Origin of the sequence: Pseudogulbenkiania subflava DSM 22618 (genome assembly GCF_900177275.1) — a bacterium.
Lineage (GTDB): Bacteria > Pseudomonadota > Gammaproteobacteria > Burkholderiales > Chromobacteriaceae > Pseudogulbenkiania > Pseudogulbenkiania subflava.
This window is the reverse complement of sequence record NZ_FXAG01000017.1, coordinates 1-23069: the sequence shown is the minus strand read 5'-3', so window position 1 is coordinate 23069 and position 23069 is coordinate 1. Positions and strand designations below refer to the sequence as shown.

Annotated in this window: 21 protein-coding genes, 1 tRNA gene, 1 rRNA gene and 1 pseudogene; 11 read left to right on the top strand and 13 right to left on the bottom strand. The window is 63.4% G+C overall.

The genetic code is table 11. The features are described 5' to 3' along the window. Nucleotides 1-23: 23 nt before the first annotated feature. The 6 genes and pseudogenes from B9N72_RS14575 (at nt 24) to B9N72_RS14555 (ending at nt 4269) form a co-directional block, all read left to right on the top strand. Entirely contained in the window at nt 24-1361 is a 1338-nt protein-coding gene (locus B9N72_RS14575; protein WP_085277033.1) for an acyclic terpene utilization AtuA family protein, read from the top strand. Nucleotide 1362: 1 nt separating this feature from the next. Next, a complete protein-coding gene (locus B9N72_RS14570; protein ID WP_085277032.1) occupies nt 1363-1716 on the top strand; it encodes an AtuA-related protein in 354 nt (117 codons plus the stop codon). Between the two features lie 116 nt (nt 1717-1832). After that, nucleotides 1833-2528: a CoA transferase subunit A gene (locus B9N72_RS14565; RefSeq protein WP_085277031.1), complete on the top strand. Its 696-nt coding sequence runs from the start codon at nt 1833-1835 to the stop codon at nt 2526-2528. A 14-nt stretch (nt 2529-2542) separates the two neighbouring features. Further along, a complete protein-coding gene (locus tag B9N72_RS14560; protein ID WP_085277030.1) occupies nt 2543-3178 on the top strand; it encodes a CoA transferase subunit B in 636 nt (211 codons plus the stop codon). Nucleotides 3179-3331: 153 nt separating this feature from the next. After that, a pseudogene (locus B9N72_RS21470) lies at nt 3332-3789 on the top strand (transposase); the annotation flags it as partial. An 87-nt stretch (nt 3790-3876) separates the two neighbouring features. After that, entirely contained in the window at nt 3877-4269 is a 393-nt protein-coding gene (locus B9N72_RS14555; RefSeq protein WP_085277029.1) for a carboxymuconolactone decarboxylase family protein, read from the top strand. Between the two features lie 358 nt (nt 4270-4627). Here B9N72_RS14555 and B9N72_RS14550 read toward each other — a convergent pair. From B9N72_RS14550 to B9N72_RS14530, 5 genes are all read right to left on the bottom strand, one after another. Beyond that, nucleotides 4628-4703, bottom strand: a tRNA-Ala gene (locus B9N72_RS14550). 382 nt (nt 4704-5085) lie between these two features. Then, nucleotides 5086-5685 carry a nucleotidyltransferase family protein gene (locus tag B9N72_RS14545; RefSeq protein WP_234985998.1) on the bottom strand — a complete coding sequence of 200 codons (600 nt, stop codon included), beginning with the start codon at nt 5683-5685 and terminating at the stop codon, nt 5086-5088. A gap of 11 nt (nt 5686-5696) precedes the next feature. After that, nucleotides 5697-6701, bottom strand: coding sequence for an XdhC family protein (locus tag B9N72_RS14540; RefSeq protein WP_085277027.1), 1005 nt, complete (start codon nt 6699-6701; stop codon nt 5697-5699). A gap of 2 nt (nt 6702-6703) precedes the next feature. Next, nucleotides 6704-8908 (bottom strand): xanthine dehydrogenase family protein molybdopterin-binding subunit, encoded by a 2205-nt coding sequence (locus B9N72_RS14535; protein WP_085277026.1) that lies wholly within the window; start codon nt 8906-8908, stop codon nt 6704-6706. Nucleotides 8909-8921: 13 nt separating this feature from the next. Beyond that, the gene (locus B9N72_RS14530; protein ID WP_085277025.1) at nt 8922-9380 is read right to left on the bottom strand and encodes a (2Fe-2S)-binding protein; all 459 of its coding nucleotides are present in this window, start codon (nt 9378-9380) and stop codon (nt 8922-8924) included. A 186-nt stretch (nt 9381-9566) separates the two neighbouring features. Here B9N72_RS14530 and B9N72_RS14525 point away from each other — a divergent pair, with 186 nt between their 5' ends. Beyond that, nucleotides 9567-10541, top strand: coding sequence for an AraC family transcriptional regulator (locus tag B9N72_RS14525; RefSeq protein ID WP_085277024.1), 975 nt, complete (start codon nt 9567-9569; stop codon nt 10539-10541). A gap of 45 nt (nt 10542-10586) precedes the next feature. Here the strand turns inward: B9N72_RS14525 and B9N72_RS14520 are convergent, their stop codons facing one another. The 4 genes from B9N72_RS14520 to B9N72_RS14505 form a co-directional block, all read right to left on the bottom strand. Next, nucleotides 10587-11771 carry an MFS transporter gene (locus B9N72_RS14520; RefSeq protein WP_085277023.1) on the bottom strand — a complete coding sequence of 395 codons (1185 nt, stop codon included), beginning with the start codon at nt 11769-11771 and terminating at the stop codon, nt 10587-10589. Beyond that, nucleotides 11768-12817 (bottom strand): NAD(P)-dependent alcohol dehydrogenase, encoded by a 1050-nt coding sequence (locus B9N72_RS14515; protein WP_085277022.1) that lies wholly within the window; start codon nt 12815-12817, stop codon nt 11768-11770. Before B9N72_RS14515 ends, B9N72_RS14520 begins: the two co-directional genes overlap by 4 nt. Nucleotides 12818-12927: 110 nt before the next feature. Further along, the gene (locus B9N72_RS14510; RefSeq protein WP_085277021.1) at nt 12928-13332 is read right to left on the bottom strand and encodes a carboxymuconolactone decarboxylase family protein; all 405 of its coding nucleotides are present in this window, start codon (nt 13330-13332) and stop codon (nt 12928-12930) included. 10 nt (nt 13333-13342) lie between these two features. Further along, entirely contained in the window at nt 13343-13888 is a 546-nt protein-coding gene (locus B9N72_RS14505; RefSeq protein ID WP_085277020.1) for a flavodoxin family protein, read from the bottom strand. A gap of 136 nt (nt 13889-14024) precedes the next feature. Between B9N72_RS14505 and B9N72_RS14500 the strand changes: the two genes are divergently transcribed. After that, nucleotides 14025-14978: a LysR family transcriptional regulator gene (locus tag B9N72_RS14500; RefSeq protein ID WP_085277019.1), complete on the top strand. Its 954-nt coding sequence runs from the start codon at nt 14025-14027 to the stop codon at nt 14976-14978. 963 nt (nt 14979-15941) lie between these two features. Here B9N72_RS14500 and B9N72_RS14495 read toward each other — a convergent pair. Then, a complete protein-coding gene (locus B9N72_RS14495) occupies nt 15942-17525 on the bottom strand; it encodes an ABC transporter substrate-binding protein (protein ID WP_085277018.1) in 1584 nt (527 codons plus the stop codon). A gap of 368 nt (nt 17526-17893) precedes the next feature. Here B9N72_RS14495 and B9N72_RS14490 point away from each other — a divergent pair, with 368 nt between their 5' ends. Next, nucleotides 17894-18373, top strand: coding sequence for a hypothetical protein (locus B9N72_RS14490; protein WP_085277017.1), 480 nt, complete (start codon nt 17894-17896; stop codon nt 18371-18373). A 146-nt stretch (nt 18374-18519) separates the two neighbouring features. Here B9N72_RS14490 and B9N72_RS14485 read toward each other — a convergent pair whose 3' ends face one another. Beyond that, complete coding sequence (locus B9N72_RS14485; RefSeq protein ID WP_085277016.1) at nt 18520-18747, bottom strand: hypothetical protein; 228 nt, start codon at nt 18745-18747, stop codon at nt 18520-18522. 579 nt (nt 18748-19326) lie between these two features. On the opposite strand from B9N72_RS14485, the gene B9N72_RS14480 reads away from it, so the two are divergent. Continuing rightward, complete coding sequence (locus tag B9N72_RS14480; protein WP_085277015.1) at nt 19327-20001, top strand: glutathione S-transferase family protein; 675 nt, start codon at nt 19327-19329, stop codon at nt 19999-20001. A 136-nt stretch (nt 20002-20137) separates the two neighbouring features. Here the strand turns inward: B9N72_RS14480 and gcvA are convergent, their stop codons facing one another. Then, nucleotides 20138-21046, bottom strand: coding sequence for a transcriptional regulator GcvA (gene gcvA / locus B9N72_RS14475; RefSeq protein ID WP_085277014.1), 909 nt, complete (start codon nt 21044-21046; stop codon nt 20138-20140). Between the two features lie 186 nt (nt 21047-21232). Between gcvA and B9N72_RS14470 the strand changes: the two genes are divergently transcribed. Continuing rightward, nucleotides 21233-22552, top strand: coding sequence for an NAD(P)/FAD-dependent oxidoreductase (locus B9N72_RS14470; protein WP_085277013.1), 1320 nt, complete (start codon nt 21233-21235; stop codon nt 22550-22552). Between the two features lie 322 nt (nt 22553-22874). On the opposite strand, the gene rrf is transcribed toward B9N72_RS14470, so the two are convergent. Beyond that, nucleotides 22875-22988: ribosomal RNA gene (rrf, locus tag B9N72_RS14465) — 5S ribosomal RNA — on the bottom strand. Between the last annotated feature and the right edge of the window lie 81 nt (nt 22989-23069).

Sequence of the window (23069 nt, the reverse complement as noted above, 5' to 3'; positions counted from 1 at the left end):
TATCAGTCTGTAAGGAACACATCATGCAAACCTTAAGAATCGGATCGGGCGCCGGCTACTCCGGCGACCGCATCGAGCCGGCTCTGGAATTGGCCGAGAAAGGCGAAATCCAGTACCTGGTATTCGAATGCCTGGCAGAACGGACCATCGCCCTCGCCCAGCAGGCAAAACTCAAGGACCCCACCAAGGGTTACGACCCGTTGCTCGGTGATCGGATGGAGGCGGTGCTGCGGACATGTCGTGACAAAGGCATCAAGATCATCACCAATATGGGGGCAGCCAACCCCATGTCGGGCGCGGCCAAGATTGCGGAAATAGCCCAATCACTGGGAATCGATGGCCTGAAGATTGCTGCTGTCACCGGCGATGATGTGCTGGAATCGCTAAGAGGGGCGGACCTCCCGATCATTGAAACCGGCGGCCCAGTGTCAGCCCTCGTTGGGGTCGTGTCGGCCAATGCCTACCTCGGGGCCGCCCCCATCGTCGACGCCCTGAAGAATGGGGCCGATGTGGTCATCACCGGCCGCGCTGCCGATCCCGCTCTGTTTCTGGCCCCCCTGATTTACGAGTTCGACTGGTCCATGGACGATTGGGAGCGCCTCGGCAAGGGCACGGTAGTCGGGCATTTGCTGGAATGTGCGGGCCAAATTACTGGCGGCTATTTCGCCGATCCAGGAATCAAAGACGTCTCCAACCTCGCCCGCTTGGGCTTCCCCATCGCTGAAGTCCGCGCAGACGGCAGCGCAGTCATCACCAAAGTGGAAGGCTCGGGCGGCAAGGTCACGGCCCAGACCTGCAAGGAGCAACTCCTGTATGAAATCCACGACCCTGGCCGTTATCTGACGCCGGACGTCGTGGCCGATTTCTCTTCCGTCAGCATTTCCGAGATTGGACCTGACCGGGTCCTGATCGAGGGCGGGGGCGGCCGCCCCAGGACCGACACGCTGAAGGTTTCCGTCGGTTACGTCGAGGGCTACACGGGGGAAGGACAGATCTCCTACGCGGGGCCGGGGGCTGCGGCGCGTGGCCGCCTGGCCCTCGAGATCGTGCGTGAGCGCCTGAAGCTGACGGGCGTCCGCACCAGCGAGCTTCGCTTCGACCTGATCGGAGTGGATGCCATCCATGGATCGGCGCTGTCAGCCAGCAACGGCGAACCATATGAAGTGCGAGTACGAGTCGCCGGACGAACGGACTCCATCAAGGAAGCGACGCGCATCGGCAACGAGGTGGAGACGCTCTACACCAATGGCCCAGCCGGTGGTGGCGGTGCTACCAAATCCGTCCGTGAAATTGTGGCGGTGGCGTCGGTACTGCTCCCTCGCAGCGCCGCATCTCCGCAAATCCACTACTTGGGAGCCTGACATGAAACTTCGTGAGCTTGCCCATTCCCGCACGGGTGACAAGGGCGACATCTCCAATATTTCGGTTATCGCCTACGACCCCGCGGACTACCCACTCCTCGAACAGTACGTCACCCCTGAGCGCGTCAAGGAACACTTCGCCGGCATCGTCCATGGGAAAGTCGTGCGCTACGCATTGCCCGCACTGGGAGCGCTGAACTTCGTCATGGAGCGGGCGCTGGGGGGCGGAGTTACCCGATCCCTGGCCCTCGACGCCCATGGCAAGTGCCTGAGCTCGGCGCTCCTCGCCCTCGACATCCCGGAGCTCGACGGGCGGCGCTCGGCGATCACTGCGGCGGAAACTGGACGGCCATGACAAAAGCCCTTTCCAAGCAATTGATCTGAAGGGGAAAACAAAACGAGACCATCAGATTATGCACGGAAAGGGCGATTACCCCATTAGCAGAGACAATCCACGATTGGAGTGAAGTCATGAACAAACTTTATCCCGATGCCCACGCTGCGCTGGCCGACATCGTACGCGACGGCCAGACGCTCGCCGTCGGCGGTTTCGGCCTGTGCGGTATTCCCGAGGCGCTGATCGGCGCCCTGCGCGACAGCGGTGCTAAGCAACTCACCTGTATAAGCAACAATGCAGGCGTCGATGACTTCGGGCTCGGCCAGCTTTTGGTTACCCGACAGATCAAGAAAATGATTTCGTCATACGTGGGCGAGAACAAGGAATTCGAACGCCAGTACCTGACTGGTGAGTTGGAGTTGGAGTTTACCCCCCAGGGCACCCTGGCAGAGAAACTGCGCGCTGGGGGCGCCGGCATCCCGGCCTTCTTCACCCGCACCGGCGTCGGCACGGTGGTGGCCGAAGGCAAGGAGGTGCGCGAGTTCAACGGTGTGCCACACATCCTCGAACCCTCACTCACTGCGGACCTCGCGCTAATCAAGGCATGGAAGGCCGATGAAGCCGGCAACCTGGTATTCAACATGACCGCGCGCAATTTCAACCCGCTCTGTGCGATGGCCGGCCGCGTCACCGTGGTCGAGGTAGAGACACTGGTGGAAACCGGGTCGCTCGATCCGGATGAAATCCATTTGCCGGGCATCTACGTCGACCGCATCGTGGTCAACGCGACACCCGAGAAGCGCATCGAACAACGTACCGTGCGGAACTGAAAGGAGACCCGACAATGGCATGGACCCGCGATGAAATGGCCCATCGTGCAGCACAAGAGCTGCACGATGGCTACTACGTGAACCTCGGCATCGGCCTGCCTACCCTGGTGGCCAACCACATCCCGGAGGGGATGGACGTGTGGTTGCAATCCGAAAACGGCCTGCTCGGCATCGGCCCTTTTCCACCGGAGGATGCGGTCGATCCAGACCTGATCAACGCCGGCAAGCAGACAGTAACGGCGCTGCCAGGTGCCTCATTCTTCTCCAGCGCCGACTCGTTCGCAATGATTCGCGGCGGTCATATCGACCTCGCCATCCTTGGCGCGATGCAGGTGAGCGCGCGGGGGGATCTGGCCAACTGGATGATCCCGGGCAAGATGATCAAGGGTATGGGCGGCGCGATGGACTTGGTGGCCGGCGCTCGCCGCGTGGTGGTGCTGATGGAGCACGTGGCAAAGGGCGACGCACACAAAATTGTCGACCAATGTAGCTTACCGCTGACCGGCGTGGGCTGTGTCAACCGCATCATCACCGACTTAGGGGTAATTGATGTGACTGCGTCCGGGCTGCAACTCATCGAACTTGCGCCCGGAGTCACTGTTGCTCAGATCTCTGCAGCCACCGGCGCTCAGTTGGAGGTGGCCTTGTAAATAATCAACTGACCTCCTGTCGTGTGCGCTTCTGTAGCACGACTTTTTGGGCCCTCACGGCATCCGTTTGGGCCATTTTTTTACGCTGAGTTATTGCCCCGGATTTTCTGAAAGCATGCTCACGATCTCGTCACGTAATTGGATAATGGCGGGATGAGAAAGCTCTACGCCAGCGACATCAGTCGAGAGACGTTTGAAGAAACCCTGCTGCTGCAAAGCGTGAGGAAGCGCACGAAGCCGACCCGGTAGATTTGTATGTAGTGTTTTGCGCCGTGCTGCCCCTGCTGCGCAGCAGTTGCCAGTGGTGAATGCTACCGAGGAATTTTTCCAAATGGGGCACGGTGTACTCATACTTTGCAAAGTGGAGCGAGCTCGACCAGGATGGCATCCGCGTACTGGAGCGAGCACTAAAAAATCAGGTTGGCGCGGTCCGCGAGAGACTGGGACGCAGCGCCACTCCGACGCTTTTGATCATGGACACGTAGAGTGTGAAGAACACGGATACGGCCGGTAGCAAGGGTTATGGCGCCGGCAAGAAGGCTTCAGGCATCAAACGACACATCGGCGTGGACACGCAGGGACTGCCCCATACCATTGCTGTGATGGCGGCCGTCTGGTGGCGGTGGCAGGCGGCGACGACGTGCTATCGCCCTCCGCCGCCCAACACTAATTTCACCCACACACATAGGAACTACACGATGGGCGAACAGGACAAGAACAACGGCCGGGCCATGCGCACCCAGGTGATGGGTGAGGCCTTCGTCGAGCGGGCAATGGCTAATCTCGACGGCTTTTCGCGCCCGGTGCAGGACTGGATCAACGAGCACGGCTGGGGCAGCACCTGGCAGCGCGGCGGCATCGACCTGAAGACGCGTAGCTTGGTCACCTGCGCCATGCTGGCGGCGCTGGGCCGCAGCCACGAGTTGAAAGGCCACGTGCGCGGCGCCCTCAACAACGGCGCCAGCCTGGTGGAATTGCGTGAGGTGCTGCTGCACTCCGCGGTCTACGCCGGCGCCCCGGCCATGCAGGAGGCGGTACGTGCGGCGAGGGAGGTGCTGACCGAACTGGGGCTGGAACTGGTCGAGGAGTGAGCGGAGAAACGGAAAACCGGCCAACCAATTTGCACTGGAAAGGGGAATCTCGGCTAGCCTCCGAGAAGGGGGTCATGCTGGGTCAAGGCTCGCCAATACAAGCAAAACAAGGCAGGAAGCATAAGCTGGCCACGAACTATGATTCGGAACCATAAGCTGGCCGCGATATGGGGTGGAGGGTTCAAACGAATGGAGGGCTGAAACCATTGTCTAGCAAGGGTTTCAAGTGATGGAACAAACTCTGCCGGCCGGGGTCACTCAGAAAAATCGATGGACTTTAAGGCTCATCGGAAGCATAAGCTGGCCGTTTGGCCACTTTATGCTTCCGGTCACATAGCAGGAGGGGCAAGATAGTAAATGGTGGACCGAAGGAGGATCGAACTCCCGACCTCTGCATTGCGAACGCAGCGCTCTCCCAGCTGAGCTATCGGCCCTTTGGATTGTCATGAACCGGGGTGACTTCGCTTGTAGAAGGCGAAAGGTCACGACATCAAGGTGTCTCGTCATTATGTGATTTCTCATTTTACCCGGCAAGAGGGCTTGCAAGTTTTGACCTCGCAATGAGGCGGGCCGTGGGTGCGTAACGGCGTTCCGTTCTTCAGTATGTCCGGTGCGAGGTGCCGGCTTTGCTGCCGCCAGTTTCTGGTATCTGCTTCAAGGTGTGCACTCACGGGGGGGGGGGGTATCAGGAAACGGCTGACGGAGAGGGAGCCACCCAAGAGCAGAGGGCCTGGCTGTTTGTTATCCGCTTTCAGCGATAATGACGTCATGCCGAAATGCCTTCCTGAAAGCGGTGACGTGCCTGGCATGATCCAGTCATTCACGAGGGCTTGTTCCCGAAGCGACATCGATCAGGTCGCGCGGATAATCGATATCCCGGACCACGCCAGGATCATCGACAGGGCACAGGGTTAGCCGCTGTCGGTGCTGTTCCAGCAGGGTTTTGCCCCCTTGGTCACCGGTCAGTCCAGTCAATTGGTTCTGCCAGGCACGGGCAAAGCCCACCGGGTGGCCGCGCCGCCCCTGGTATTGCGTGGCGGCCAGGCTGGCGCCGGCCTGCAGGGCGGCGGCGACGGCGGCATGGCTGCTGCTGGCGATGAATGGCATGTCAGCCAGCGCGACGATCCAGCCGGCCGCCTCGGCCGAGGCGCTCACGCCAGCGGCCAGGCTGTGCCCCATGCCACCCTCGGCCTCCGGGCAAAACACGATGTCACACCCTACCGCCTTCAGCGCGGCGGCCAGTTGGTCCCGGCCGGGCCGCAGTACGGCCACGACACGTTCGCACACCGGCAGCAGACGGACGGCGGCAGCGACCGCCATCGGCGTTCCATCCAGCAGCCGGTGCGAGAGCTTGTCGCTGCCGAAGCGGCGGCCGCTCCCGGCCGCCAGCAGGATGCCGACGATCGGGTGAGACATGGACGCAGCGCTCATGCGGCGCGGCAGCCGGCTTCGGCGGCGGTGCGTTTCGGGCGCAAGCCGTCCGGCGACCACACGCCATTGCGCACCGCGGTCATTTCGGCCAACACGGCCAGGGCGATCTCGGGCGGCGTGCGGCTGCCGATCGGCAGACCGACCGGGCCGTGCAGGCGGGCGACCTCGTCCGCCGTCAGGTCGAAATGCTCAAGCAGCCGTTCGCGTCGTCGCCGGTTGTTGAGGGTGGAGCCCAGTGCGCCGACGTAAAAGGCAGGCGCCTTGAGCGCCTCCAGCAAGGCCATGTCGTCCAGCTTGGGGTCGTGCGTCAGCGCCACCACGGCGGTGTGCGGATCGGGCTTCAGTTCCAGCACCACGTCGTCCGGCATGCCGGGCAGCAGCGTCGTGCCCGGCACCTGCCATTCCGCCGCGTACTCGCTGCGCGGGTCGCAGATGAACACCTGGTAATCCAGCGCCTGCGCCATCTGCGCGAGGTAACTGGAAATCTGCCCGGCACCGATGATCAGCAGGCGCCAGGCCGGGCCATGCAAGGTGCTCAGCGTGCGACCATCCCAGCTCAGCGAGTCCGCTGCCGAAGCTGACGTGATCGCACTTCCCTCCTGGCCCATGACGACGCTGCGTCGGGCCAACTCTCCACGCTCGACCACCGCACTCAAGGTTTCAAGCGCGGCAAGATCGGGCCAAGGCTCGATCACCAGTTCCATGGTTCCGCCGCAGGGCAGGCCGAAGCGGCGCGCCTCGTCCTGCGTGACGCCATATTTCACCGCATAGGGCTCGCTCGAAGCGAAGCCTTCCCGCAGCAGGCGTTCGATCAGGTCCGCTTCGATGCAGCCGCCGGACACCGAGCCCTGCACCTGCCCGTCGTCACGCAGCGCCATCCAGGAGCCCGGGGGGCGCGGTGCCGAACCCCAGGTACGGGCCACGGTCACCAGGGCGAAGCGGTACCCGTTCGCCGCCCACCGCAAGGCCGCGTCCAATACTTGCCGGTCGGTACTGTTCATGGCTAAGCCTTCAGCAGTTCGGCGCTGATCGGCAGCTTGCGCACGCGCTTGCCGGTCGCTGCCGCCAGTGCGTTGGCGACGGCCGGCGCCAGCGGCGGCACGCCCGGTTCGCCGATGCCGGAGGGTTTGGCGCCGGAGGGCACGATATGCACCTCGACGCGCGGCATGTCCGCCATGCGGATCGGCGGGTAGTCGTGGAAGTTGGACTGGTCCACCTTGCCATCGCTCAGCGTGATGGCGCCGTACAGCACCGGGGCCAGGGCGAAGCCGACCCCGCCCTCCACCTGCGCCCGGACCACATCGGGATTGATGGCGATGCCGCAGTCCACCGCGCACACCACGCGGTCCACGTGGAAACTGCCGTCCTGCTGTACCGTGACGTCGGCCACCTCGGCCACCACGGTGCCGAAGGACTCATGCAGGGCCACACCGCGCCCGCGCCGTTCGCCCGGCTTCCCGGCGGCCAGCGGCGTGCCCCAACCGGCCTTGTCCGCCACCAGCTTGAGCACCGCGGCATGGCGCGGGTGCTCGGCCAGCATGGACAGGCGCCAGGCCACCGGGTCCTGCCCGGCCGCCTGGGCCAGCTCGTCGAGGAAGGTCTCGGTCGAGAAGGCGGTGTGGGTGGAGCCGACCGAGCGCCACCAGTGCACCGGCACGCCGATGTCGGTCGGGGAGTGCAGGTCCACCAGGATGTTGGGGACGGCATACGGCAGGTTGGCCGCGCCTTCCACCGAGACCGGGTCGATGCCGTCCTTGATCATGACGGCGAACGGCGAGCCGGCCAGGATGGACTGCCCCACCAGACGGTGCTGCCAGCCGACTAGCCGGCCCTGCGTGTCCAGCCCGGCACGCAGCCGGTGGTGGAACATCGGGCGGTAATAGCCGGCGCGCATGTCGTCCTCGCGCAGCCAAACCAGCTTGACCGGCGCGCGGCCGTTGTACGCCTTGGCGATGTGGGCCGCCTCCAGGATGTAGTCCGAGTTTTTGCTGGCGCGCCGGCCGAAGCTGCCGCCGGCGTACAGGGTATGGATGCGCACTTGCTCCGGCGCCAGGCCGAACAGCTTGGCCAGCGCCGCCTGGTCGACGCTCTGCATCTGGTCACCGTTCCAGACCTCGCAACTCGTCTTGCGCCAGTGCACCACGCAGTTCATCGGCTCCATCGCCGCATGGGCGAGGTAGGGAAAATCGTAGGATGCTTCCAGGGTGCGCGCGGCCGTCGAGATGACCTTGTCCGCATCGCCGCTCTTGCGGGCGACGGCACCGGGCTGGCCGGCCAGCGCCCGGTAGCGGGCGAGAATCTGCTCCGAGCCGAGCTTGAAGGCCTGGCCCTCATCCCACTCGACCACCAGCGCGTCGCGCCCCTTCTTGGCGCTCCAGGTATCCTTGGCGAGCACCGCCACCCCGGTAGGAATGGCCAGCACGGCCACCACGCCCTTGACGGCCTTGGCCTTGGCGGCGTTGAACGACTTCAGTTTGGCACCGAAGCGCGGCGAATGGGCCACCACGGCGGTGAGCATGCCCGGTAGGTGGATGTCCTGGGTATACACTGCCTTGCCGGTGGTTTTGTCGGTGTTGTCCTTGCGCGGGATGCGCTGTCCGATCAGCTTGAAATCCTTCGGGTCCTTGAGTTTCACCTCTGCCGGTGGCGTCAGCTCGGCGGCGGCACGCGCAAGTTGGCCGAAGCTCGCCTTGCGGCCCGATGCGGCATGCCGTACTTCGCCGTTGGCGACGACAATCTCGCTGGCCGGCACGTTCCACTGCTTGGCCGCAGCCGCCACCAGCATGGCGCGGGCTGTGGCGCCGGCCTTGCGCAGTTGCTCCCACGAGTTGGCGATGGCGGTACTGCCGCCGGTGCCCTGCACCGGGCCGAAGGCCAGGTTGTTGTAGCGCTTCGCGTCGGCCGGTGCGCTTTCCACCCACACCTGGGCCCAGTCGGCGTCCAGCTCCTCGGCCACGATGGTGGCGAGCCCGGTGTAGGTGCCCTGCCCCATTTCGAGATGCTTGGAGATGACGGTGACGCTACTGTCCTCGCCGATGCGCAGGAAGGCGTTCGGTTCGAAGGCGGAGGGCGCCGTATGGGCGCCCGCGCCGACCTTGGCGGCAGTGCTGGCGGCCTTGGCGGCCGGCAGATAGATCGCCAGCGTCAGACCGGCTGCGCCTTGCAGGAAGCGGCGGCGGCTTTCGTTTTCAATGCGGCTGCTCGTCATGGCGTTCTCCCGGTCAGGCCAGCAGCTTGGCTGCTTCGTGGATGGCGGCGCGGATGCGCACGTAGGTGGCGCAGCGGCACACATTGCCGCCCATCGCATTGTCGATATCGGCGTCGCTCGGGTTGCGGTTGCTGTGCAACAGCGCCACCGCGCTCATGATCTGGCCCGACTGGCAATAGCCGCACTGGACCACGTCGAGCTGCTGCCAGGCCTGCTGCACCGCCTGGCCGATCCGGTCGTGGCCCACTCCTTCGATGGTGGTGATCTTCTTGCCTTTGGCGGCGGAAACCGGCGTGCTGCAGGAGCGGATCGGCTGGCCGTCGAGGTGTACGGTACAGGCGCCGCACAGCGCCATGCCACAGCCGAACTTGGTGCCGGTCATCTGCAGCGTGTCGCGCAGCACCCAGAGCAGTGGGGTGTCCGGTGCGGCGTCGACACGCATCGCCTGGCCGTTTATGTTGAGAGTGATCATGACGGGGCTCCGAGTGAATGCAATGGATTCAAGGTATTGTCCTGACTGTCCGCGGACGGGAGATAGTCGGATTCTGTGACTTTCTAGCCTAATCCTCCGCCCTCCATGCAGAATGAAAGATAGTACGGAACGACTGATGTAGCATGGCCGCAAGCAGCCCAAAGCAGTAGAAGAAAAGGAGTGGTAGTGAAACAGCAGGCCCGCGAACAGGAACAGCTCGAAGCCGTACGCCAGGAACTGGCCGCCGCCATCGCCAATTGGGTGAACAGCGATGCTGCCCCCTACGTCACGCCCATCCAGAGGCTGACGCTATACCGGCTGCAAATGCCGTCCGAACCGATCCGCTGCATCTTCGAACCCGGCATTGCGCTGATCGTCCAGGGCAGCAAGCGGGTATTGCTCGGGGAGGAGACGATCTCGTATCACGCCGGCCAGCTTCTGGTCACCGCCGTGAATGTACCGACCATTGCAAACATCACGACAGCGAGCCCGGAGCAGCCCTATCTGGCGCTGTGGATGCCCATCGACCTGCAGGCGATGGCCGAGCTGATGGTGGAGGGCAATCTGTCTCCCCCGCGCCCACAGCCGACCTCGCGCGGCATCGCGGTCGGCCAGGCTAACGCGGCGATTCTCAAATCGTTTCTGCGTCTGATCGAGTTGCTCGATGAGCCGGAAACCATCCCTGTACTCTCCCCGCTGATTTTGCGGGAGATCCTGTACCGTCTGCTGATGAGCGATTTCGGCGCGCATCTGTGGCAAGTCTCCACGGCCGGCAGCCAGAGCCACCGCATCGCGCGCGCGATCGACTGGCTGCAGGCCAATTTCACCCAGGCCTTGCGCGTCGAAGAACTCGCCGCCTCGGTGCAAATGAGCGCCTCGACCTTCCATCACCACTTCAAGGCGCTGACGGCGATGAGCCCGCTGCAATACCAGAAGAAACTGCGCCTGCACGAAGCGCGCCGGCTGATGCTCAACGACCGCCTGGATGCGGCGACCACCGCCTTCCGCGTCGGCTACGAAAGCGCATCCCAGTTCGGGCGCGAATATCACCGGATGTTCGGTGCGCCGCCGGCTCGCGACATCATGGGCTTACTCCAGGCCATGGGGGTGGATGCCGCTGCCGACGAAAACGCGCAACGGATCGATACGCTTTCAGCATGAAGCCACGGCGGACAGGCGGCCTTGCCGCCTGCTTCGCGGCGATGCTTAGGTCTGGGGCTCGAGGCGGCGGCCCTTACCGATGACCAGCACGGCCAGCGCCAGTAAGGCCGTGCCGCCGAATAGCGGTGCCGTGATCGAGAGATGGTCCAGCAAGACGCCGCCGAACTCCGCCCCCAGCATGATGGAGAGCTGAATCGCCGCCACCATCAACCCGCCGCCGCTCTCCGGCTCGTCGCGAATGCCTTGCGACAGCCAGGTAGACCAGGCCACCGGGATGGCGGAATTGATCGTCCCCCAGGCCAGCAGCACGGCGGCGGCACCCCACAGCCAATGCCCAAGCGCGACCAGTGCCAGCGTCACGACCGCCAGCGCCAGCGGCAAGCTCCACAGCAAACCATACAGATAGCGTTTGATCAGCGCCGTGGCCCCATGCGTGCCGACGAAGCCGGCCAGCCCAAGGGCCAGCAGCAGCAGGGACAGCTGGGCAACGTTCACCCGCGTGTAGCCTTCCAGGAAGGGGCGCAGATAGGTGAACGTGGCAAAGGCGCCGGCGAAGGTCAGCATCACGCCAACCATGGCAAACGCCACATTGCGCCGCTTCAACAGGCCAAACAGCTTGCCGACCGGATTGGCCGCCCGCGGCGGCATGGACGGCAGGCTGGCCCATTGCCAGAGCAGGTTGACGACCACGATGGGCGCCAGCCCCCAGAACACCCCGCGCCAGCCGATGATGCCACCCAGATAGCTGCCGATGGGCGCGGCAAAGGCGGTGGCCATCGCGTTGCCCATGAACATGAGGCCCAACGCTTTCGGGACGTCACCCTCGGGAACCAGGCGCATGATGGTCGCCGTCGCCAATGACCAGAAGCCGCCGATCACGCAGCCGAGCAGCGCCCGCGCCACCATCAGCACGGTGAAGCTCGTCGCCTCGGCGATCAGCAGCAGGGATGCCAGCATCATCGCAGTCAGCGTCATCAGCACATGACGGCGGTTGAAGCGCCCGGCGATGCTGGCGATCAACAGACTGGTGACGACGGCAAACAGGCCGGAGATCGAGATCGCCTGCCCCGCCATGCCCTGGGTCGCGTGCAGATCGGCCGCGATCGGGGTCAGCAGGCTGACCGGCATGAACTCCGCGGCGATCAGCATCGCCACGCACAGCGCCATCGAGCCGACGGCGCTCCACACCTGCCGCCGCGAGACAGCAGGCTGTATCGCCAGCACCGTCATGCCAGGCTCGCCATGTCGATCACGAAGCGGTAGCGCACATCGCTCTTCAGCATCCGCTCGTAGGCGGTGTTGATGTAGGCCATCGGAATCTGCTCGATGTCCGAAGTGATGCCGTGCTCGGCGCAGAAATCCAGCATCTCCTGCGTCTCGCGGATGCCGCCGATCAGCGAACCGGCGATGCGGCGCCGCTTCAAAATCAGCCCGAACACGTTGGGCGCCGGGTGCGACTCGGCCGGAGCCCCCACCAGGGTCATCGTGCCATCGCGCTTGAGCAATTCCACATAAGGATCCAGCGCGTGCGGCGCGGCGACGGTATTGAGGATGAAGTCGAGCTGGCCGGCATGGCGCGCCATCTGCTCGGGATCGGTGGAGACGCACACTTCATCCGCGCCCAGGCACTTGCCGTCGTCGATCTTGCCGGCCGAGGTGGTGAACAGCACCACGTGCGCACCCATGGCATGGGCGATCTTGACCGCCATGTGGCCGAGCCCGCCCAGACCGACGATGCCGACCTTCTTGCCCGGGCCCGCACCCCAGCGACTCAGCGGCGAATAGGTGGTGATGCCGGCGCACAACAAGGGCGCGACACCGGCAAGGTCCTTCTCATGATGACGGATGTGCAGGACGAAGGACTCCTTGACGACGATGCTCTGCGCGTAGCCGCCGTAGGTGTTTTCCCCGCCGTGCAGCGGACCGTTGTAGGTGCCGGTGAAACCGTGGTCGCAGAACTGCTCCTCGCCGTCGTGACAGGACGGGCAATGGCCGCAGCTGTCGACCATGCAGCCGACACCAGCCAGATCCCCGACCTTGAAGTTGCGCACCTGCTCGCCCACCGCGACGACGCGGCCGACGATCTCGTGGCCCGGCACGGACGGGTACAGGGTGTTGCGCCATTCGTTGCGCGCGGTATGCAGGTCGGAATGGCACACGCCGCAATACAGGATCTGGATCTGCACATCGTCCGGACCCGGGGTGCGGCGCTCGATTTCATAAGGAACGAGTTCGCTGTGCGCGTTCAATGCGGCATAGGCTTTGGCTCTGCTCATGGCGATGTCTCCGTTGAGTGGCTGAGGTTGCGATACCCGCTATTGTCCCGAGTACCGCGTGTTCCCCCATAGCCGGATCCGGCGGATTGCTTGCCTAAAACTCTGGACTTTCACTCGCCAAAGCCGGCAACCGTGCCCGCGGCGAGTGCAAACGCAGCCGGGGGCAACGGGTCGAAGACGATGCCCCGCTGGGCAAAGATGTCCTTGAGCGCCATCACCGCGGAAAAGGCGTTCGGCCAACCTGCATAGAACGCCAGGTGCGTGACGATCTCGGAAATCTCGCCGGGAGCAACGCCATGCTCGAGCGCCAGATTGACATAGTGTGGCAAGCCCAGAGGCTGGTTGCACGCGATCAGCGCGGCCAGTGTCACCATGCTGCGCTCACGCGCAGACAGAGTGGCCCGCTGCCAAAGCTGGCCGACAATCACGTCCTGAGTGAACTGGGCCAGCGCCGGCGACACTGCGCGCACATCGTCCATGGTGATGGTGGCGCGGGGCGGATTCGGGGTGGGCATGACGAAATCCTTATTTGAATTGCCGCACGATCTCGGCGACACGCTGGCCGAGGTAGGCGGCAGTCTGCAGGTCGCTAGGGCTTGGCGACAGTTCGGGCGACACATCGTCGGACTGCGCCATCGCGCCCAGCCAGCCGCCGATGCGGTTGCGTTCGTCCGCCGAGCGGCCGGGGAACAGGTCGAGCCCGACCCAGATCATGCCGTGCTGGGCCGCGAACAACGCCATGGTGATCAAGGTGTTAAGCTTGTCGCCGTGCAGGGCGCCGGAGTTGGTGAAGCCGGCCGCGATCTTGTTGCGCCAGGTCTGCGGCACCCACGCCGGGCGGGTGGAGTCCTCCATGACTTGCTTGAGGCGGGCGCTGACCGTGCCGTTATAGGTGGGCGAACCGAAGATGATAGCGTCGCTGGCGGCCAGTGTTTCCCACGGGATCGGGCCGTCGGCCACGGCAATCAGTTGCGCTTCTGCACCGGGTACGCGTCCTACGCCTTCGGCCACGGCCTGGGCTTGTTTGGCGGTGTGGCCGTGGACACTGTCGTAAATGATCGAAATCAGCATTGCATGCTCCTTGTCGGATCGGGTGATGGATGTCGCCGATTATGGACAAGTCGATTCGCGATCTGAACGCGTGACCTGGTTGATGATTCCATAACTTCAAGTTGATAATGAAGCATTCAACAGCGGTTGCAGCACCATGGATTCATCGCAGCGCGTACGCGCCATCCTTTCCTTCGTGCAGGCCGCCCAGAGCGGCAGTTTTGCCGCCGCGGCACGTAGCCTGGGCATTTCCTCGGCGGCGGTGAGCAAGAATGTGGCAGGCCTGGAGCGTGCACTGGGTGTGCGCCTGATGAACCGCACCACCCGCTCGCTCAAGCTCACGGCAGAGGGCCTCGCCTTCCTGGAACAAGCGCGCATCGCGCTGGATGCGCTGGATGCCGCGGTGGATACCGTGGCCGCGCAGCGCGTGGTGCCGGCCGGGCGCGTGCGCATTTCGACCAGCGCCGCCTTCGGGCGCGACCAGGTGATGCCCGCCCTGCCCGGCTTGCTGGAGCGCCATCCCGCGTTGAGCGTCGAAGTGGACTTCGACGACCGCCGGGTCGACCTGGTGCAGGAGGGCTACGATCTGGCGGTCCGGGGCGGGCAGCTCGTCGACTCCGCCCTGGTGTCGCGCCTGATTTGCCGCCTGAACATGGTGCTGATCGCCTCTCCCGCCTACCTGGCCCGGTACGGGGTTCCACGCACGCCGCAGGACCTGCCGCAACATCGCCTGATCGCCCGGCGCTTTCTTGGCGGCCGGCTCTCGCCGTGGCGCTTCCGGCTGGCGGACGGCAGCCTGGACGAACGGGAGCCTGCCCCCGCCGTCATCACCGTGTCGGCACCCGAGGCCCTGGCGCAGGCGGCGCTGGCTGGCCTCGGCATCGCCCAGGTGGGCATCCATCACGCATGGCCTCACCTGCGTGCCGGCTCGCTGAAGGTGGTCTTGGCCGACTGCCACCACCCCGGCACCTACGAGATGGCGCTGCAATACCCGCACCGCGCCTTGCTGGCCCCGCGGGTGCGCGCCACCGTCGACTACCTGCTCGAGGCGTTTGCCCGCGACGAAGCCCTGCATGTGCCGCTGACGGCGTTGCGAGAATTCACGGCGTAATGGGGGGCATTCGCGTCGCGTGGCCAGAAGGCGCCGACGGGGCAGGCCGTGTCGCTGGAATACCTGTAGCAGGTCAATGTGCACCGACACGGACAGACCGTTTTCGACACGACCTTCCTGATGCGGCAGGCCGCACTGGATGGCATGGAGCGGGCCTATGCGCCGTTCGACCGGATACAGCCGCACATCAAGGCAGGCCGACTCGTGCCGGTGCGGCAGAATGGGGGGGTCAAAATTTCCCGGCTCCACCTTCGCGAACCCATAAAGTGTAGAAACGTTGGGGCAGCCACCCCGCAACGTTGGCCGAACAAAGGTTTGCGGCCCCACTCGCCATGCGCTTTCCGCTCTCGGGCGACAGCCATCGCCATGGGCGAAGCCCTCCCCTCTTGGAGCGGCGCAACGGGTGCCCTCAATAGCCACGATCCCGGATGAGACGATCGAGTGCATCCAAGGCGGCATGGGAACGCTTCGATCCGCGCTTGATTTCATAATTCATCAGCGCTTCCGCACGGGACACATCGCCATGCACGGCGCGCAACGGGCGGCGAGCGACGGCTTACGAGCAGGAGTGTCCGACAACGAGATGATGAAGACGGATGGCGGTAGCCGCGGCGGCGGTCAGCCGGGCGATTGCCACCGGCTTGGACCTGGGCATTGGGAGGAAAAGGTCTGTCTGGGGGCGGGATCAGCGGCCGGCGTTGCGCGCCGGCGGGGGTGTCGAGGTCCTGTTGCCGCCCTCAGGATCAGGGCGCTCACCCCAGCGCTGGCGGCGTCCGTGGCCACGACCAGAAGGCGCAGGAGAACGCCCTCTTCCGTGACCGCCAGGTCGAGGCATGGTGCCGTTCGAGGCATTAGTCGATGTAGGTCAAGCCGGCCACGTAGCGCGGACCACCTGTTCGAACGGAGGGGGCGCAGCGCACGACGCTCCCTTCCTGGACCGGGCGCCGCGCGTCGGGGAAGGAGTTACTTGAGGTAGACGTCCTCGAAGTCGAACGAGCCGTTGGGGTTCATCACGAAGCCCTCCACGTCGTTGCGCAGCGGAATGTAGATCTTGGAATGAGCGACGGTGATCCACGGCCGTTCGCGCTTGAAGATTTCCTGCGCCTTGAGGTAGTAGGCGCTGCGCTGGCGCTTGTCGCTGGTCTGGCGTGCTTTCAACAGCAGTTCGTCGAACTCCTTGTTGCAGAAGCGCTGGCCATTCTTGCTGACGCTGCACGACAGCGTGCCCCACAAAAAGTCATCCGGGTCGCCGGCGTCGCTGGTCCATCCGCTCATGTAGACATCGTGCTCGCCTTGCGCGGCACGCTTCAGGTACTCGCCCCACTCGAAGCTCTGGATGGTCGTCTTCACGCCGATCTTGGCCCAATCCTGCTGGATCATCTGCGCCATCAGCTTGCCGTTGGGATTGGTCGGCCGCTGTACCGGCAGCGCCCACAGCGTGATGGCGAAGCCGTCCGGGTAGCCAGCCTTGGCCAGCAATTGCCGGGCTTTCGCCGGGTTGTACTCGTTCCGGTTCTTGCCGTTCCAGCTCCACACCGACGGCGGGAACGGGTTGATCGCCTGAATGGCCCCGCCCTTGGGGAACATCACGCGGAATAGCGCATCGCGGTCGATGGCGATGTCGAGCGCCACACGCACATCGCGATTGGCCAGTTGCGGCCGCTGGAGGTTGTAGGCTAGGTAGGAGATGTTCATCGCCCCGGTGGAGGTGACCCTCACCCCCGGCGCGCCGTTGAGGCCGTCCAGGTCGGCCTCGCGCACCGCCGCCGCCACCTGACATTCATTGCTCTTCAGCTTCTGCAGCCGCACCTGGGGGTCGGTGACGATGGCAAACACCAGGCTCTGGGTTTTCTGTTTCTTGCCCCAGTAGCCGGGGTTGGCCGCATAGCGTACCGCCGCGTCCTTGGCATAACCCTTGAACAGGAAGGGGCCGGTGCCGATCGGCTTCAGGTTGATGTCGGCAGCCCGCCCTTCGGCCAACAGCTTGTCGCCATACTCGGCAGACTGCATGCCGGCAAACCCCATCGCCAGGAAGTTGACAAAGGTCGAGTTGCGCTCCTTCAGCCGCAGCGTGACGGTATAAGGATCGATCTTCTTCACCGCCGCCACGCTCTGCGCGATACCGTTGGCGTTGGGGCCCAGCAGCTGGGTCCGGAACGCCTTGTTGAACGGCGCCTCCGGATTGATCCAGCGGGTGATGGTGAACACCACGTCGTCAGCATTGAAGTCACGGCTGGGCTGGAAGTAGTCGGTGCGGTGGAACTTGACACCGCGGCGCAGGTGGAAGGTGTACTCCAGGCCATCGTCCGACACCTCCCACCCGGTTGCCAGGGCCGGCTGCAGCGCCGTGCCGCCGTGCTTGAATCGCACCAGGCCCTGGAAGATCTGCCGCGTGACGTTATAGGTCAGGGCGCTGTCCCACAACGCCGGATCGAAACCCTCGGGTGCCGCTTCGGCACAGAACACCAGCGGTTTGGCTGCCATGGCCATGGGGGCGGCCATGCTGACAGCACAGGCTGCCATCAGGGTGGCAAAGCGACGCTTCATCCGATTTCTCCTTATGTTTTCTTGGTGGCCACTAGTCGCCGCTGAATCGGCTGGCGGAAAGGCATGCCCAGACCCAATGAATGGTGGTCAGTCCGGCATAGCCTCGAATCCTGCTCGTACTTCAGAGCGAGCTTAACAGCCTTGGCCTTCACCACGTAATCCCCGCACTCACCACGCACAAACCGATTCGATCCGCTTTTTTGCCTGATCCTGACGCAAGAGCGGCCACCTCGCACACACCCGGCATGCCGTGGATGAGGCATGGCCGGGCACGGCCTGGCCCCTGCCGTGTTGATTTGCCGAGGTTGACAAGGACGGCAGCAGTAAATAAAGGTTTTAAGGGGTAAGCGATTTGACGAGGAGGAGGAATGAACAACTGGAGAAGGAACTGCCGTTGGCTTGTTGCCGCCTGCGGGCTGGGCCTGAGCACGACACTGTGGGCGCAGACTGACACGTCGGCAGAGATACCGCCTGCCTCGGAGGAGGTCGTCGAATCGGCCACGCTGGTGGTCATGAACATCAGCGGCCCGACCCTGGTGTCCAGCAATCAGGAGATTACCGACAACGGATCTGAAATCGCCAGTCTGCCACGCCGCACCTACAAAACCCTGCCGATCGGACCCGGCCATCACGAATTCCGATTCAAGGCCTTCCCTCAAGGGAAACGGTTAGCCATGCTGGAAGCCGAATCGGGCAAAACCTACTACCTGGTGGTGGGTTACAGCCCTGGCCGCTCCTGGGCATTCCCTTTCGCGGGAGACCCGATGACGATCAAGATCGTCGGCCAGGACGAGGCGTTGTCCTTGATGAAGGAGATGAAGCCCAAGCAACCGGAGACCGTGCCGTGACCCGGCTCACCGGGCTTGCCCGAGGGCTTGAATCTTCCTCGCCTTGCATAGAAAAAGGCCGAGCCGGGTGACTCAGCCTTTTGACAACGCGCGGCTCAAGCATCGAGCCTGAAACAGGCGCCAAGAGCTGACGCCCCAAGGAAGCCTTAACGACTGGACTGGTTCTCTTTGGACCACCGAGCGGCCCAGTAGGCATTCTGCTGGCTGAGGCGGGCTTGCTCGGCCGACGGCAGCTGAGCGTAGCTGGCCTTGATTTTACCCTGTTCTGCCTGCCAAGCCTGAACCTGGGCATCCGTGGGCGCAACGTAGCTATCCTTGGCGAAAACCGAGCCGGCCACCAGCAGCCCGGCAACAACGAATGCAACTTTCTTCATATGAACTCCGATGTGTTAATACGCCAGGAGGGACATCCCCCCCTTTGCAAATTTCATATGCAAAATTTATCGCTTCGGAGAGTTTCGAAAAACCATGCTATGAGAAAGAATTTGTTTACTATAGGTAAACAATGCAGCATCCAGGTGTTGCCCGCAGTGCCCCTAACCTCCCTCCAAAACACAAGGGCGGAGGGAGAAAGACGAAGACCGTTTTCTTGAAATCCACCTCACCAGCAACTAGCGTCCAATCAGGATGAAACGGCACCCTCGGCCATGTCATTTTCCAGGGCATGCCGACCATGGCGACCGCACCGAAGAAGTGCGCCACAACGCTCCGACAGGATAGATCGACGCACGAGATCGCCCCCTGCTGACTTGTCCACATACCGGCGCAGTGGCGGCTCGAACAGAGTGTACGGCCACACCTCACCGCACATCGGGCACGGTCGATCACCCGCGCATTTGCTGGGGGTTGGTCGCCTCCTTGGCGTCATCATCCAGCAGCAATCGGCAGACCCCGCGTCAAATGCGCCTAGAGCCAGGCCCAAGACGCCCACGTCCGCTTTTGGAGAGTTCACCATGAAACTCTATTACCACCCCGCCTCGACCACGAGCCGCATCATCATGATGTTCGCAGCCGAAGAGGCGATCCCGCTGGATTATCAGCTGGTCGACCTCATGACCGGCGAACACCTCAAGCCAGAGTTCCAGGCCATCAACCCCAGCTGCCTGGTCCCGGTACTGGATGATGATGGCTTTGTGCTGGCAGAAAGCGGCGCCATCATTCGCTATCTTGCCGGCATGGTCCAGTCGATGGCCTACCCCTCCGACCTGAAAAAACGGGCACGCGTCGACGAGGCCATGGAGTGGTTCTACAGCAACTATTACAAGGACCACGGCTACGGCCTGGTCTACCCACAACTGTTCCCTCACCACAAGCGGCCTACCGAGGAGGCCCATGCCGGAACCATCGCTTGGGGCAAGCAAAGAGCCCAGCACTGGCTCGGCATCCTCGACAAGAACCTGATCGGCCCCGATCGCCCGTTTCTCTGCGGAGACACGATTACCCTCGCCGACTACGTCGGCGCCGAGATGGTGGCGGTGGGGGAACTGGTACGCTGCGAATATCTGAACTATCCCAATGTGCGACGCTGGCTAGGCCGGATGAAAGCCCTACCGAGCTGGGGCAAGGTGCACGAGGTCGTCGAGGGGTTCAAAGCCTCGCTCAAAGACCAGCCCTTCGTATCGATCTGACTCGGCCTCCTGGCAAGGCGCCGCCAAGACCCGGGGCGCCAACTCACCGGCATCGCACGTCCCCGACCCGAAGCGAGCCGGCGCAGTGGGCGTGTCGGTCGGCACCTGGCGGGCTCACCCTGGACGAAGGCCGGCGCTACGGCTGAAGCTGCAAACGATACTGCTCGGCTTGCTCGAGCAGCCAGCCGACAAAGGCCTGAAGGACTTTGGCCTCGCGTTTGCTTTCCGGGTAGACCAGGAAATAACCCATCTCGCTCTGCATCGGGATATCGAAGGGTGTCACCAGCGAACCCGAGCGGATCTCTTCCTGCACCAGGAAGCGCGGCACCAAGGCGACCCCCATTTGCGCCCGTGCCGCCTCCACCAGCATCGAAAACAGTTCGTAGCGCGGGCCGACCATGGCATTCAGGTCACTGGCCCCGGCCGCGGCAAACCATTTATGCCAGGCATCGTGCCGTGCCGACAGGTGCAGGAGCTTCAGCTTGACCAGGTCCGGCGGCTGCGAACAGGGATGCCGCGCCAGCAGCTGCGGGCTGCAAACCGGGATCATTTCCTCGCCAAACAGATGATCGGCGTGGGCGCCGGGCCAGACCCCCGTCCCGAAATGAATGGAGGCATCGAAAACGGTGTCGGCAAAAATGAAGGTATCGGAACGGGTGGTGATATTGATTGTGATGTTGGGGTGCTCGGCGTAAAACCCGGGCAGGCGCGGGATCAGCCAGCGCGTGGCGAAGGTGGGGATCGCCGCCAGTTCGATGACACCGCCCGAACCTTGATGCGCCATGATGGACAAGGTGCTGCGCTCCAACCGGTCGAGATGCTCTCGCACCTCCCTGGCATAGACCTGGCCCGCCTCGCTCAGGCTGACGCGCCGCTTGATACGATTGAACAGGGCGATCCCCAGCATTTCCTCCAGCGTCGCGATCTGCTTGCAGACGGCGCTTTGCGTCAAAGCCAATTCTTCCGCGGCACGAGTAAAGCTCTGGTGCCGTGCAGCCGCTTCAAACGCCTGCAGCGCTTCGATGCTCGGTATCTTTCGCCTCACCTATTATTCCAATCACTCACAATGTGCTGAATTTATATCGTTTGCCGAAGGTAGCTCGTACCGGGCAAATTAGCCGCTAACGGCCTCATTTCAGGCCATTCTAACGGCCCTTTCGCATCGCCGCCAACAAGGCAAATTGTGCATGCGAGGAAGCACAACCAGGCAAACGCACCTCAGGAGACACCGATGCCCACGTCCAACATGCAAAAAATCGTCATTGTGGGAGGAGGCGCTGGCGGGCTGGCTCTGGCAACGCGGCTGGGTGACACCCTGGGACGCCGGCAACAGGCCGAGATCACCTTGGTCGACTGCTCCCGCACCCATATCTGGAAACCCCTGCTGCACGAAATTGCCGCCGGGAGCATGACGCCGGCCAAGGAGGAGCTCGACTACCTGGCCCAAGCCCGGTGGCACGGTTTCCGTTTCTGTCTGGGCCGCATGGATGGACTGGACCGTAGCGAGAAGGTCATCCATGTCGCCCCCACCCTGGATGCCGACGGGCACGAGCTAATCCCGCGCCGCCAGATTTCCTACGACACCCTGGTGCTGGCCGTCGGCAGCGGCACCAACGATTTTGGCACCCGGGGCGTTGCACACCATGCAATCAGCCTGAATACCCCGGAACAGGCTGCGCACTTCCATCAGCGCATGGTCAACGCCTGCGTTCGCGCCAGCCTGCAAGACGAGCCTCTGCGCCCCGAGCAACTGCAGATCACCATCATTGGCGCCGGGGCCACCGGCGTCGAGTTGGCAGCGGAGCTGCGCAACACGACGCGTGAACTGGTGGCGTATGGGCGAGAAAGCATCGATCCCGACCGGGACATCCGGCTGACCCTGATCGAGGCCGGAGACCGTATCCTTCCGGCCCTGCCCCCCGAGCTGTCGCACAACGCACGGCGTCTGCTGCAAAAGCTCAATATTTCGGTTTTGACAGGAGAAAAGGTCACCGAGGTGACTGAGACGTCCGTGCTGACCGCGAGTGGCAAGCTCATCCCGTCAGAGCTGGTGGTCTGGGCTGCGGGGGTCAAGGCACCCGACTTCCTCTCCCAGCTGGACGGTCTGGAAACCAATCGGCTCAATCAACTGCTGGTCAGCCCCACCCTGCAGACCACCTTGGATCCGGCCATTTTTGCCCTTGGGGATTGTGCTGCCTGCCCGTGGGAAGAGAAGCAAGGCTGGGTGCCACCTCGCGCCCAGGCGGCCCACCAGCAAGCCACCCTGTTGCTAGCGAACCTGCAACGGCAACTGCAGGGCAAACCGCTGCGGACATTTGCCTACCGCGACCTGGGTTCGCTGATCTCGCTGGGCAAATACAGCACGGTGGGCAGCCTGATGAGCTCCCTGTCACGCAAGAGTTTGTTCATCCAGGGACAGTTCGCGCGCCTGATGTACCTGTCGCTCTACAGCAAGCACAAGATGGCCCTGTATGGGCTGGGAAGAACATGCCTGGCGACGATAGGCCGGCTGCTTTCCAAGCGCGCCGAACCCCAAGTCAAGTTGCACTGACATGCCCCGATCGGCTTGCTTCAGAAAGCCGATCATCCGCTCTTCTTCATGTCCGTCACTCTCCTCCTGTGGCGGACTTCTCTTTACTTCCGATCAGTCAGGGTTTTATCGGCGTGCAGTGCTGACGGGACGTCACGGCCGGCTCTTCGACCAACCCATCAGCGGGTGAGAGAACGCGGAGCCACCGCCGCCCCCAAGCGCCAGCGCGTCGGGGACACGGCGAGCCGGCTCGGGATATCGCCCACGCAAAGCAAAAAGCCCAGCTCGTAGTGAGCTGGGCTTTTACTGCGTGCGAATCTTTGATTCGCTCAGCGATGGGGGAGTCTGGCGGTGTCCTACTTTCACACGGCAAGGCCGCACTATCATCGGCGCTAAGGCGTTTCACGGTCCTGTTCGGGATGGGAAGGGGTGGGACCACCTCGCTAAGGCCGCCAGACATAAACTGTCAACAAACTAGAAGAAGCCTGGAAGCCGGTTGGCTTCCATTTCGAATTGGGTAATCGATCGTACGTCGCAC

Excerpts from the sequence above, each read along its gene's own strand:
- B9N72_RS14575 (WP_085277033.1), top strand. The coding sequence starts at position 24 with ATGCAAACCTTAAGAATCGGATCGGGCGCCGGCTACTCCGGCGACCGC.
- B9N72_RS14570 (WP_085277032.1), top strand. The coding sequence starts at position 1,363 with ATGAAACTTCGTGAGCTTGCCCATTCCCGCACGGGTGACAAGGGCGAC.
- B9N72_RS14565 (WP_085277031.1), top strand. The coding sequence starts at position 1,833 with ATGAACAAACTTTATCCCGATGCCCACGCTGCGCTGGCCGACATCGTA.
- B9N72_RS14560 (WP_085277030.1), top strand. The coding sequence starts at position 2,543 with ATGGCATGGACCCGCGATGAAATGGCCCATCGTGCAGCACAAGAGCTG.
- B9N72_RS14555 (WP_085277029.1), top strand. The coding sequence starts at position 3,877 with ATGGGCGAACAGGACAAGAACAACGGCCGGGCCATGCGCACCCAGGTG.
- B9N72_RS14545 (WP_234985998.1), bottom strand. The coding sequence starts at position 5,685 with ATGTCTCACCCGATCGTCGGCATCCTGCTGGCGGCCGGGAGCGGCCGC.
- B9N72_RS14540 (WP_085277027.1), bottom strand. The coding sequence starts at position 6,701 with ATGAACAGTACCGACCGGCAAGTATTGGACGCGGCCTTGCGGTGGGCG.
- B9N72_RS14535 (WP_085277026.1), bottom strand. The coding sequence starts at position 8,908 with ATGACGAGCAGCCGCATTGAAAACGAAAGCCGCCGCCGCTTCCTGCAA.
- B9N72_RS14530 (WP_085277025.1), bottom strand. The coding sequence starts at position 9,380 with ATGATCACTCTCAACATAAACGGCCAGGCGATGCGTGTCGACGCCGCA.
- B9N72_RS14520 (WP_085277023.1), bottom strand. The coding sequence starts at position 11,771 with ATGACGGTGCTGGCGATACAGCCTGCTGTCTCGCGGCGGCAGGTGTGG.
- B9N72_RS14515 (WP_085277022.1), bottom strand. The coding sequence starts at position 12,817 with ATGAGCAGAGCCAAAGCCTATGCCGCATTGAACGCGCACAGCGAACTC.
- B9N72_RS14510 (WP_085277021.1), bottom strand. The coding sequence starts at position 13,332 with ATGCCCACCCCGAATCCGCCCCGCGCCACCATCACCATGGACGATGTG.
- B9N72_RS14505 (WP_085277020.1), bottom strand. The coding sequence starts at position 13,888 with ATGCTGATTTCGATCATTTACGACAGTGTCCACGGCCACACCGCCAAA.
- B9N72_RS14500 (WP_085277019.1), top strand. The coding sequence starts at position 14,025 with ATGGATTCATCGCAGCGCGTACGCGCCATCCTTTCCTTCGTGCAGGCC.
- B9N72_RS14495 (WP_085277018.1), bottom strand. The coding sequence starts at position 17,525 with ATGAAGCGTCGCTTTGCCACCCTGATGGCAGCCTGTGCTGTCAGCATG.
- B9N72_RS14490 (WP_085277017.1), top strand. The coding sequence starts at position 17,894 with ATGAACAACTGGAGAAGGAACTGCCGTTGGCTTGTTGCCGCCTGCGGG.
- B9N72_RS14485 (WP_085277016.1), bottom strand. The coding sequence starts at position 18,747 with ATGAAGAAAGTTGCATTCGTTGTTGCCGGGCTGCTGGTGGCCGGCTCG.
- B9N72_RS14480 (WP_085277015.1), top strand. The coding sequence starts at position 19,327 with ATGAAACTCTATTACCACCCCGCCTCGACCACGAGCCGCATCATCATG.
- B9N72_RS14470 (WP_085277013.1), top strand. The coding sequence starts at position 21,233 with ATGCCCACGTCCAACATGCAAAAAATCGTCATTGTGGGAGGAGGCGCT.